Annotated in this window: 10 protein-coding genes and 2 pseudogenes; 2 read left to right on the top strand and 10 right to left on the bottom strand. The window is 57.9% G+C overall.

What is annotated here, in order from left to right:
* Nucleotides 1-45 precede the first annotated feature (45 nt).
* The 7 genes from Q4577_RS21830 to Q4577_RS21800 all read right to left on the bottom strand — a co-directional run bounded on the left by Q4577_RS21830 (nucleotide 46) and on the right by Q4577_RS21800 (nucleotide 7,040).
* Complete coding sequence (locus Q4577_RS21830) at nucleotides 46-432, bottom strand: hypothetical protein (RefSeq protein WP_303472784.1); 387 nt, start codon at nucleotides 430-432, stop codon at nucleotides 46-48.
* Between the two features lie 332 nt (nucleotides 433-764).
* A complete protein-coding gene (locus Q4577_RS21825; protein ID WP_303567657.1) occupies nucleotides 765-1,517 on the bottom strand; it encodes an RraA family protein in 753 nt (250 codons plus the stop codon).
* Nucleotides 1,495-2,643 carry a galactonate dehydratase gene (gene dgoD, locus Q4577_RS21820; RefSeq protein WP_303472780.1) on the bottom strand — a complete coding sequence of 383 codons (1,149 nt, stop codon included), beginning with the start codon at nucleotides 2,641-2,643 and terminating at the stop codon, nucleotides 1,495-1,497. Before dgoD ends, Q4577_RS21825 begins: the two co-directional genes overlap by 23 nt.
* A 19-nt stretch (nucleotides 2,644-2,662) precedes the next feature.
* Nucleotides 2,663-3,445: an SDR family oxidoreductase gene (locus Q4577_RS21815; protein WP_303472778.1), complete on the bottom strand. Its 783-nt coding sequence runs from the start codon at nucleotides 3,443-3,445 to the stop codon at nucleotides 2,663-2,665.
* A gap of 84 nt (nucleotides 3,446-3,529) precedes the next feature.
* Nucleotides 3,530-4,486, bottom strand: a complete 957-nt coding sequence (gene araH / locus Q4577_RS21810; protein WP_303472776.1) for an L-arabinose ABC transporter permease AraH — start codon at nucleotides 4,484-4,486, stop codon at nucleotides 3,530-3,532.
* Nucleotides 4,483-6,003 (bottom strand): L-arabinose ABC transporter ATP-binding protein AraG, encoded by a 1,521-nt coding sequence (gene araG, locus Q4577_RS21805; RefSeq protein ID WP_303472774.1) that lies wholly within the window; start codon nucleotides 6,001-6,003, stop codon nucleotides 4,483-4,485. Before araG ends, araH begins: the two co-directional genes overlap by 4 nt.
* A gap of 59 nt (nucleotides 6,004-6,062) precedes the next feature.
* The gene (locus Q4577_RS21800) at nucleotides 6,063-7,040 is read right to left on the bottom strand and encodes an arabinose ABC transporter substrate-binding protein (RefSeq protein ID WP_303472772.1); all 978 of its coding nucleotides are present in this window, start codon (nucleotides 7,038-7,040) and stop codon (nucleotides 6,063-6,065) included.
* Nucleotides 7,041-7,220: 180 nt separating this feature from the next.
* Between Q4577_RS21800 and Q4577_RS21795 the strand changes: the two genes are divergently transcribed.
* Together Q4577_RS21795 and Q4577_RS21790 are read left to right on the top strand one after the other, a co-directional pair.
* Nucleotides 7,221-7,925 carry a FadR/GntR family transcriptional regulator gene (locus tag Q4577_RS21795; protein ID WP_303472770.1) on the top strand — a complete coding sequence of 235 codons (705 nt, stop codon included), beginning with the start codon at nucleotides 7,221-7,223 and terminating at the stop codon, nucleotides 7,923-7,925.
* A gap of 242 nt (nucleotides 7,926-8,167) precedes the next feature.
* Nucleotides 8,168-8,350: pseudogene (locus tag Q4577_RS21790) on the top strand (IS6 family transposase); the annotation flags it as partial.
* Between the two features lie 57 nt (nucleotides 8,351-8,407).
* Here Q4577_RS21790 and Q4577_RS21785 read toward each other — a convergent pair.
* From Q4577_RS21785 to Q4577_RS21775, 3 genes and pseudogenes are all read right to left on the bottom strand, one after another.
* Nucleotides 8,408-8,699 (bottom strand): annotated as a pseudogene (locus tag Q4577_RS21785) (DUF1403 family protein); the annotation flags it as partial.
* A gap of 299 nt (nucleotides 8,700-8,998) precedes the next feature.
* Entirely contained in the window at nucleotides 8,999-10,087 is a 1,089-nt protein-coding gene (locus tag Q4577_RS21780) for a ParB N-terminal domain-containing protein (RefSeq protein WP_303472769.1), read from the bottom strand.
* Entirely contained in the window at nucleotides 10,084-11,454 is a 1,371-nt protein-coding gene (locus Q4577_RS21775; protein WP_303472767.1) for an AAA family ATPase, read from the bottom strand. The genes Q4577_RS21780 and Q4577_RS21775 overlap by 4 nt, the downstream gene beginning before the upstream one ends.
* Nucleotides 11,455-11,491 lie beyond the last annotated feature (37 nt).

The raw sequence follows: 11,491 nt of genomic DNA, 5'->3' as shown, positions 1-11,491 counted from the left end.
TATGCGTTCGAAATGACCGCCTGAGAAAATCACCCCTGGGGACCGTCACAGGTCAATGCCGTCAAGTTGGCAATGCCAGCGCAGCATCTCATATGGCGACGACCATGCACCAACCGTATTTCCGATCAATGCGAACGCAGGGTCTTTGCCCGATGCATAGGCCACCGCAGTAATGTGACCCCCAAGAATGCCCGCACCTACCGCGTCATGGGTCTCATTGTAGCTGACGACGGAATCCACGGGGAGCATTTCGATCGACAGACGGCCCCCAGAGGCGTCAGACACCCGTTGCGCCCATTCCTGTTCAATCATGTAAGTTGGATTTCCCGCTGGATCGCTGGACTGAAACTTCAACTTAAAGTCCTGCGCGAGCGCTGGCAGCGCCGCAACGGACAAAAGCATGGTGACCAAAAGGGTCTTTCTAAATTTCATGGTAGTCTCCTCCTTTTTAACAATCTGGTTTGCAATGCGACGGACGCGGGTTGTTCGTCCGTAAAGAACCCTGCCCATCCATGCGCCTGATGACGGCAATGGCTGAGCCAAACACATTTCGGTCGCATTATCCGAAACGGCCAAAGTGGTTGCGCTTTCCCCCACCTCCACATGGAAAGTGTCAGTTCAAATGCGCGGCCATGGCCCCGATATTCGCGCGAACGCGATGAGTGCCCCTTGGCGATGCAAAGTTGCGCACCACACCCCTGGAGCAGCTTAAATCAGTGGTGTTCGCATCATTTTGCAATATCACAAACACCGCAGGCCTCGCGTCACATAACGCCGTATTTGTTGAAGGCTTCTGTCGCGCTCATGCCTGACTGGATTGCCACTGCCACCTCATTCTCGGTGCTCGCCTTTTGCAGCGCACGCCGAATGCATTCCGCTTCAACATCTCTGGGAATAACCAACACGCCTTCACGATCTCCGAACAACAGATCGCCAGGAGCAATGCGGATGCCTTCGATTTCAATGGTGCAACGATAGTCAATAACTTTACCGCGCGGCCCTTGATCTTGCGCATAAATGCCCCGCCCAAATGTCGGGAAGCCGATGGCTTCGATCCCGTCTGTGTCACGAATATAGCCGTTCACAACCGCCCCCGCCGCTTTAAGATGCGTCGCACGGGTCGCCATCAACTCGCCCCAGAACGCATAACGAAGCGAGCCACCAGCGGCGACATAGACTTCGCCCTCGCGCAGATCATCCAGGGCCTCCAGCATCAGCCCGAAGGGTTTGTTCGACAGTGGGCCTTTGGAGTCTTCGCCGCCCTCATCAAAGACATCCGCCTCGAGCACAGGCATCGCCCGCCCCGCAAGCTTCATGTCCGATTGTAGCGGGCTAATCGCGGCGGGCAGGAACTGATGTCGATAGCCCATCATGTCCAAAATATCGCCGAGAACGGCAGTAAACAGGCGGGTTTTAAGCAGTTCGAACAGCTCGGAATCGGTTTTCGGAAGCGTCACGGTTTCGTCCTTTTGTGAAGTGAAATATAGATGTGGATTACCATTCGGAGATCGAGCCATCCGCATGGCGCCAGATCGGCGCACGCCAATCGTGTTCTTGTTTGCTGCGCTCAATGACGACAGCTTCGTCGACCTCAATTCCCAGGCCGTCGCCTTGCGGGATCGGCAGGAAACCATCCTCGACACTGAAACGGGTTTCGGGTGTGAGGTAATCGTTCAGATCGCCGCCCGAGTTGTAATGCATCCCTAGGCTTTGCTCTTGAATGAAGGCGTTGTAGCACACGGCATCCACCTGCAAACACGCCGCCAGTGCGATTGGTCCGAGCGGACAATGCGGGGCCAGCGCGACGTCATACGCCTCGGCCATATGCCCAATACGCACCATCTCCGAAATGCCGCCGACATGGGCGGTGTCCGGGTTGATGACACTGGCCGCAAGGCTTTCGAACACGGGTCGGAAGTCATACCGCGAATGCATCCGCTCGCCGGTACACAATCGCACAGAGGTTAACTGCGCAAGCTGCGCCATCGCGTCGACTTGGGTCGAAACAACCGCGTCCTCGACAAAAATCGGTCGCAAGTGTTCGATCTCTTTTAGGAGTACGCGCGCCATCGGATAGTGAACGCGACCGTGGAAATCAAACGCAAGATCCATGGTGGAACCGACAGCCGCGCGCACTTCGGACAGCGTTTCGACGATCTTATCCACCTTCGCGTAGGTGTCGACGATCTGAAGTTCAGTACACACGTTGAACTTGACCGCATCATAGCCCTCCGCACGCATTTCCTGGGCCCCCTCGACAAGGTTTTCCACGCGGTCACCACCGATCCAACGATAGCTGCGAATGCGGTCGCGTACCGGTCCGCCCAGCAGACTGTGAACAGGCTGGCCGCAAACCTTGCCCTTAATGTCCCAGAGCGCCATGTCGATGCCAGAGATCGCGCTCATCAACACGGGGCCGCCACGGTAGCACCCATTTCGATAAATCAGTTGCCAAATGTCTTCGATACGCGCGGGGTCGCGCCCGATAACGAAGGTTTCCAGCTCCTTCACCTTGGCCTTCAACGTTTGTGCGTGCCCTTCAAGCACAGGCTCACCCCAGCCGCAGACCCCCTCGTCGGTCTCGATTTTCAAGAACACCCAACGGGGTGGAACGGCGTATGTCTTCAATGCAGTGATTTTCATGTTTCGGTTTTCCGGTCTTCTATGTGGGGTGGTGCAGTACGCTCAGCCCACCATCAATGGTCAGGCAGGTGGCATTCATGAAGGGACACTCGTCCGACACCATGAACACAGCTGCATTTGCAATTTCGTCGGGTTGGGCAATGCGCCCGCCTGGATGGAGATCCAACGTGCGCTGCTTTGCGACCTGCGGATCTGGGGCGCTGTTCCAGTAGTCAATCACGTTTTGGGTCGCGACATATCCGGGGGCAATTGCGTTGACCCGCACCCCCTGCACCGCAAATTCCAGCGCCAGCGATTTTGTGAGACCAAGCAAGGCGTGCTTAGCCACGGGATAAGGGAAGGTGCCAGGAATAATCGTAAACGAATGGGTCGAGGCGATATTGAGGATCACGCCTTCACCCGCCTCGACCATGGCCGGCAGGACCGCACGAGAGCAATTCCAAGCCCCGTTGAGGTTGATGTCGAAACACCGTTTCCACTGTGCATCGGTCATTTCCAAAGGCGCTGCGAAAACGTTCACCCCCGCGTTGTTGACCAGCACATTCACCGGCCCGATGGTGTCAGCCGCGCGGGCAACCTGCCCTCGTACCGACTCGGCATCCGAGATGTCCGCACGCCCCCAGTCCAGTTGCCCACTGCGCCCGCCCAACTCAGCCCCGACAGTATCGAGACGCGCGCTGTCAATGTCGCACAGATAGAGCGCCGCCCCTTCGCGATGGCACGCGCGCGCAATCGCAAGTCCAATGCCTTGTGCGGCGCCAGTGATGAGCACGCGCTTGCTGTGCAATCTCGAACCAGACATGATCGAGTCTCCTGAATGGGATTGTAAAAAGGACCGTGGAAGGTGGCGCGACCCATGCCGCGCCACCTTCCTGTTTGGCCCGGGTCAGCCTTTCGCGCGGGAGGACGCAAGAGTGCGCAGATTGTCGAGCAACACCGCAAGCAACAGGATCACACCACGCACAACATATTGATAGAACGCCTGAATGTTCAGTAGGTTCATCACGTTCTCGGCGATGCCCATGATCATTACCCCGATGATAACACCTGTCATCGTGGCACGCCCACCCGCGAGGGAGACCCCGCCGAGCACGCAGGCAGAGATTACGGACAACTCCAGCCCCGTCGCAGCGTTCGGCTGTCCCGATGTGATCCGCGAGGCAAGCAGGATGCCCGCGATGGCACAAGTCACCCCTTGTAGTGTGAAGATCGCAATCCGCATACGATCCACATCGACCCCCGCAAGACGCGCCGCCTCGGGATTGCCACCGATGGCCAGAGTGTTCTTGCCGAAAACCGTCCGCGTCAGGATGAACCCAAACATCAAAAACAGGATCATCAAAACCCAGATTGGCGAAGGCACACCCGCAAATTTGGACAGCGAGATCTGGTAGAAATTCGGGTCCTGAATACCCACGGCGCGCCCGTCCGAGGAGATCAGCGCAAGACCGCGCACGATCTGCATGGTCGCCAGCGTGGTGATGAGCGCATTGATGCGGAACTTCGCGATGACGAAGCCGTTGAACGCCCCCACTGCGGCCCCGGCCACCAAGGCAACCAGAATACCTAAAGCGATCGAGCCTGTGGCATTCGAGGCCATGACCGCAACCATCCCCGTGAAGGCCACATTCGAGCCGACCGAGAGATCGAAATCCCGCCCCGCCAGACAGAACATCATTGTGCAGGCCACCACACCCACCGTGACCACGGATTGCAACAGCCCGAGCATGTTGCGTTCGGTGAGGAAGTTCGGCACGCTCAAAGACACGACCACGAACGCCAATGCGAACAGTACAAGAAGCCCTTGATCGCCCAACAGGATTTTGCGAACTGTGTGTGTCATTTGGAGTCTCCTTCATCTGCCGTTCTCGCGCTGTCTTCAGGCATGGCGGCAGCCAGTAATGTTTCTTCTGTGAAATCGGTGCGGGCCACTTCGGCCGAGATGTGGCCATTGCGCATGACATGGATCCTGTCACAAATACCCATGATTTCAGGCAGCTCCGAGGACACAACAACAATGGCCATGCCATCTTCGGCAAGTTGGTAGAGGATGTCGTAGATCTCCGATTTTGCGCCCACGTCGATACCCCGTGTCGGCTCGTCGATAAGCAGAACCTCGACCCCTTCCTCCGACAGCCAGCGACAAAGGATCACTTTTTGCTGGTTGCCGCCCGACAGGTTCACAATGTCCTGCAATCTCGACGGGGTGCGCACCTTCAGACGTTTCAATTCAACCTCGGCGATCTCCGCCTCGCGGCGACGATTGAGGACACCAGCGCGCGTCAGATGGCGACGGGATGAAATGAGGATATTCTCCTCAAGCGAGCGCCCCTGAATAATGCCTTCTGCCTTGCGGTCTTCGGGTACGAGAACCAGCCCCGCGTGAATGGAGGACTTAGGGGTGCGCGCGATGTGCGTTCTGTCCCCGATGCGCACCGTTCCAGCGGTTTGTGGATCGGCCCCGAAAACCAACCGCATAAGTTCCGATCGCCCTGCGCCGATCAACCCGAAGAACCCCAGAACCTCGCCGCGCCGCACCTGGAAGGTGATGGGAGCCGGAAGCTGTGCACCTTTGAGGCCATTCACGTCGAGTTTCACCTCGCCAAGCGTACGCGGACGCCAGCGCCAGATGTCGTCAATTTCGCGGCCGACCATCTCGGAAATGACCTGATCTGCGGTGACCCCTTCCAGCGTCCGGTGATGGGCCGCGACCTGACCGTCGCGCAACACCGTAAGGCTGTCACACAGCCGGAAAACTTCTTCCATTCGGTGCGAGATATAGATGATTGTCCGGCCCTCGGCCTTCAAGCGACTGATCAGGCGGAAGAGGGTCTCGCTCTCATGCGCGGAAAGTGAGGAAGTCGGCTCATCCAGCGCAATGATGCGTGCGTCGACCATAATCGCCTTGCCGATCTCGACCATTTGGCGTTCGCCAATTGAGAGGTCGGCAACCTTGGCGCGGGGATCGACATGGATGCCCACCTGCCGCAGCTTTTCACCGACATTGTGGTAGAGTTGTTTGTAGTCAATTACGCCCGCACGTCCGGGGAAATGTCCCAGATTCAGGTTTTCTGCCACGGTCAACCCTGTGACCAGCTGCAGTTCCTGGTGGATCACCGTCACACCTGCGTCACGTGCATCGCGCGCCGAGCGGTAGTGCTGTTCCTCGCGGTCGATTGTGACGACGCCTGTATCCGCTTCTGCATCGCCCGAGAGAATACGAATTAGGGTCGATTTCCCCGCACCGTTTTCCCCCATGAGCCCATGCACCGCGCCACGACTTACATCAAAGGTCACGTCGGTGAGCGCGCGCACACCCGGATAGGATTTCGAGATCGAACTGAATGTCAGATAGGTCATGGCCTGCCTCTGATTGGCGGCGCCATGAGGGCGCCGCCGGTTTGTGGACGTGGTCGGGGTTATTCGATGCCGAGGCTGGCACGAACTTCCTGGTAGTCGGACCGTGTGGCCAATGCACCGGATGTGAGGATCAGCGCATCAGGCTCTTTGCCCTCAGTGATCCACTCATACATGTTCATCGCGGTCTCATACCCATGACGTTTCGGCGAAATGATGACCGTGCCGTAGAACCCCGTTGCATCCGGCTTTTCGAACTCGTTAATCGCAGAATCCGAACCGCCGATACCGACACCGATCATGTGATCCGGGTTGATACCAACGCTTTCGGCTGCCCGCACGGCCCCGAGAACGGCCTCGTCGTTTAGCCCCACAGCCGCCCAGTATTTAACGTCGGGGTTCTTGTTCAGCACGATAGTGGCCGCGTTCAGCGCCGCTTCGGTATCCGTGCGCGCCTGCGGTGCGTCGAAGATATGGGTGTCGGACACACCCGCCTTGCGCAGCATATCCAGCGCGCCATCGACGCGATCAACCGCCGTGGGAAGCTGGTCGTAGGACACGCGGACCACGCCGATCTCGTCGAGACCCCAGCCACGTTCGGTTGCAGCTTCAGCAATGGCCTTGCCCACATCCTCACCGATCTTGCGCGCCGAAATACCCATATGCGGCACATCTTTCATCGGCTCGCCATTCGCGCCAATCAGGCGGTCGTCGACGGTCATCAGCTTGAGACCGTTGGCCGCGGCCTTGGCCACGATGCCCGGTCCGAGATTGACGTCTGGCGTACAGATGATGAAACCGTCAACGCCCTGCGCGCCGAGGTTGTCGATGGCCGCCATGACCTTTTCCCCGTCGACGGCGCCGATCTGGATGACCTTGAACCCTTTTTCCACTGAGGCAATGTCCGCAAACTTCCATTCGTCCTGGAACCACGGCTCCTCGGGCTGTTTTACGATAAAGCCGATCTTCACGTCCTGTGCGGACACGAATGTCGGAACGGCAAGTGCCGCCACGGTGGCTGCAAGTTTCAGTAGTTTCATTGGACCCTCCCTGAGCTTCGAATCAATGTGCATCCATATTGACATAAAGGTCAGACCTTTCAATTATTAAATCGGACCTTTTTCGCTCTTAGGGGGATTTCCCCGCGTTTCTCTGGACATTTTCGGAAATTGCACCGAAGAGAATCCGGGGTTTTGAGTGTAAATTTTACGAGGAAAGAAATGGAGGCGCAGCAAAGCGTGGAGCAGCAGCCCAAGACAACGGATGATCTGATCGAAATGCTCGGTCAGGAGATCATCAGCGGCAAGCGCGCGCCCGGCAGTAAGTTCTTGCGCGAAACCGACCTCGCAAGGACGTATGGACTGAGCCGAACAGCAGTTCGTGAAGCACTCAAGTTTCTGGTCGAAAAGGGGTTAATCTCTTCTCGGCGACGGGTGGGCACGTTGGTCCAGCCCCGGTCAGAGTGGAATATCCTTGACCCCAAAGTCCTCGGATGGATTGGGGCGCAACCCCACGATCCAGTACTGGAGGCCTCAATCCTCGAGATCCGCTTGGCCCTTGAACCCGAAGCCGCAGCACTGGCCGCAAAGCGCGCGACCTTGTCGGAAATTGCCGCTATCGGTGCTACTTTCGACGCGATGCGCGACGCTGCCACACGCAGCGACTTTCTTAAAGCGGATGCTGATTTTCATCAACTAGTCATGGCTGCTACCCACAACCCCGCATTCCTTCAATTTTCACGATCGCTTCGTGCTGCAATCGAACACGTACTCTCTATCACTGGAGGGGCTGTTGAGGATCTCTCGCCTGCATTACGGATTCATCAGGATGTATTGAACGCAATCCGGCAGCAAGATCCCGACCTGGCGCGTCAAAAAATGCGCGAAAATATACTGCTCGCGATCGACGACCTCACCCGTAGATGAAGGCCGTCAATCCGCGACGTGACTTGTGAATCCCGGAGCCAAAATACCCACCGATTCAGTCGGATAATCTGACCGTTATCGTGGAGCAAAAGTCCGCACCTTATGCCCGAAGCGAACGAGCTGAAGGCGGGGAGATGTATTCTATGGAACTTTACAGCCCTGTGCGCCTCGCGTGCCATGGGTGTTGTCACATTAACGGGCGTGATTTTTCCGGGTCATTGATCTGGGCATAAGCCGTATCTATGCAAACAGAGAAAGTCTGCTACAAGCGCCACCGTTTTCCGTCGGAGATCATTGCCCATGCGGTTTGACTGTGGCTGTACGTTCGGTTCGATCTGAGCTTGCGTGGGGTTGAGTGGATGCTGCCTGGACGTGGCATTGACGTGTCCTATAGAACCATCCGGCGCTGGACCGCCAAATTCGGGCTGCAGATCGCACTGAACCCGCGGTGCCGACAGGCGCGGCCCAGAGCCTTGATCGCCCCCGGCCGGTCTGAGCAGGTCTCCGGGTCGCAGAAGGTGCACGGTGGAGCGCAGCTCCGCCGCCCGCTCCGGACGACCGGATAACACGACACCGCCTTGGCCGCGCGAGCCGGTCCCGCAACAAGGCTTGGGGCACCCCGGTCTGTCCCAGCACAAGATGCAGGTGGTTCAGTACGGCGCCCGACAAAAACGTTACATCTTCAAGGGCTTCGCCAAGTACAGAGGTGACCCAAGCGGGCATCCCGGGTATTGTGTCGAGGTCGTCGATGGGATCATGCCGGGTAAATGCCATGACCGAAGGCTACAACTCGGCGGCGCTTTTCATTGGCAATTGTAAACTTATCCGCCCTACCTCGTCCACCTCGATTATGTCCGATAATGCATTTCCGGACATATAATAGTGGCATCAACAACACGCTCCTGTCGTTCTAATTCCATGGGTGGATTCGGCCGAATTAAGCTCTTTCCCGCCAGCCAGAACGCCTCCCTGCCCTGGCGGTCTCGTCTCACGGAACCTGTCCGCTCTCAAACTGCAAATCCGCCACGGGCCGCCAAGGGGGGTGTCTCGCGCGCGAGACACCGGGATTGCTCTTAAGTCTCCGCCGCGGCGCCAATCCGGATCAGAAGCTCCTCAAGCACTGCCTCGTCCGTGATCTCAAGCCCGGACAAATCCAGCGTGACCCGCTTGCCGCGTGCCTTCGCGCTCAACCTTAGACCACCCTGCCCTTCCCAATTGGCCGTCAATACGTCCGGTCTTCGCACCGATCGCTCCTCTGCGAAAACACCTTTACGTTCAATAAACGCGCCCAACAGCGCGGTCTCCTCAGAGGCATCAGCGAATTTCTCACCCCGGTCGGTCAACACCGCGGTCAACTCCTCGCCCCTGCCCTCTTTCAGGGCCTGAGCCAGACGCGCGCCCAACCGTTCGCCGATGGCCTCCGGATAGTCCAGATAGGGCGCGAGCTGTTGATGGATCAGCGTAAAGTTCCTGATCTTGTAACGCCGGTTGCGGCTGGAGTTGGCGAATAGGATCTGGATGGCATCGTCGACGGTTTCCACCACACCGTGTTCGACCGCAAGACAGCAAATCCGCCCGCGTTCATAGAAGCTCACATCCTGACGGATTTCGTTTTCCTCGACCATGGCCACCATGGCATCAACCGTCTCGGGCCGATCGGTGACCAGCGCCATGACAGTGGCAAAGCGGTCCTCGCCGGTCTCGGACCGCAACTCGCGCAGGGCGCTTAGCCGTCGGAACCCGCTCACCAGACGGTAAGTGTCCGGATCCTTGTCCGACACCGTGACCTCGATTGGGGTCTGCTGACCACGGGCGCGCAGGCTGTCCTTCAGCTCGTGCCAAGCCTCGCCATCGCGATCCAGATACCGCCTGTCGCGCGTATAGGCATGATCGTCGATTTGGTCGAGATCGATCTGAACGATGACAAGCCCGGCGGTTTGTGCCGAGCGCCAGGCTTCGGCATCGCCCTTGAACATGTCCCGGTCTTTGCGTAGCCGCAGGATCTCTCCCTCGAGCGAGCGCGCCGCGCCACCCGCGACCTGCGCAATCGGAGGCGTCTTGCCGCCGATACCGCCACGCCTGTCGGCCGCAGTTTTTTCCGCTACAGAACGGAGCGTTGAAACCGCGTCCTTGTCGATACTGCCCAGTCTTTTGCGTGTCATTCAGCAGCCTCCTTGCGCTCTGCTTCGATCCGGTCGCGTTCCCAGCACCCGATCAAAAGTCTCTTGAATTCGTGATAACACCGGTCGAATGTCTCGCGGCCGCGACGATACGTGTCGCGGTTGAAATCCGTGTGGCTGGCCTCATAAATGCCGGACACACGTTCCCCCGCCTGGCCAACAAGTGCGGTGAACTCCTGCCGATAATTGGCGACGAAATCGTCGAGATAGACCTGGATGACATTGGCAAGTTCCGATTGCTGAGCGTCGTCATAGCGCGTCAATAGGACCTGCACCGCATCCCAGGAAAACTTCGGGGCATCTTCGTGCAACCGTGCCATGCTGTCTTCGATGCTGACGAAAGTGGTGTAAAGCATGTCAAAGAAGCGGCCGGTGGAGTCGAACTCGATGAAGCTTGCACCGACTGGAATTAGAAGAATATCCGCCGCAGAGAGCGCGTTGATTGTCAGATAGCCAAGCGCGGGCGGCGTGTCGATAATGATGATGTCATAATCGGACAGCAGGTTTTGAACCTCCAGGAAAGCGCGCAGCGCATCCCAGAACTGCCAGCTTCTGTGGGTCTGCATCCAAACCGGCACTTGGAACTCCGCCCAATACAGGTTGAGCTGCGCTGGCAGGATGTCGATCGTGGGCCAGTGCGTTCCGAATATCACGTCATCTGCCGTCACCGCGGCGGCCTCGCGGATTTCCTCGTCAAGTTCTTCAGAGGTCAGGTCCTCGATACCCATCGTCATGGCTGCGTGACGGGCGCGGTGCCAGGCGAGGATAGAATAGGCGGTCTGACCCTCATCCTCAGCCAGGGAGCCAAACATCGTGCTCATCGACGCCTGGCTGTCGAGATCAATGACAAGCACCCGGTAGCCATCCAACGCCGAAGCCATCGCCAAATGCGCCCCGGTGGTGGTTTTTGCCACCCCTCCCTTGAAGTTGCAAACCGAAACAACCTTGGCGGGCCGGTCCTTGGGCCGGTATGGGCGATAGCCTTTACCTTGCTGTCCCTCGGCCTCCAGGAAGGCCCGTATCTGGTTGACCTCATTCAAGGTAAAGGTCTTGGCACTACCGGCCTTCTCAGACTCTCCCTGGGGCAGATCCGGGTTAGCCTTAAGAACCCGCCGCAGATGTTGTGCCGACACTGGCAACATGAAAGTGGTAATCTCCCAAATGCCGAAGCGCCGCAGGATTTTTGCCCCATCAGGTTTGTAGCCTCGTCTGGCAAGATCATCTCTGGCCCGCATACAGATCTCGGCTGCGACGGTGAACCGTTCGGTCGTGACCCGGTCCGGCACATCGTTTAGCGCATCCCTCGGATCAATAGGTTGCAGTGATATAGAGGGGTTGGGGCTGCTCATGTGTCATTGCCTCGAATGTTCGTGCTTTCTCTGCTTA

The sequence above is a fragment of the Marinovum sp. 2_MG-2023 genome (genome assembly GCF_030548265.1).
GTDB lineage: Bacteria > Pseudomonadota > Alphaproteobacteria > Rhodobacterales > Rhodobacteraceae > Marinovum.
Note: the sequence above shows the minus strand (reverse complement) of the source record. Positions and strands in the feature narration are given on the sequence as shown.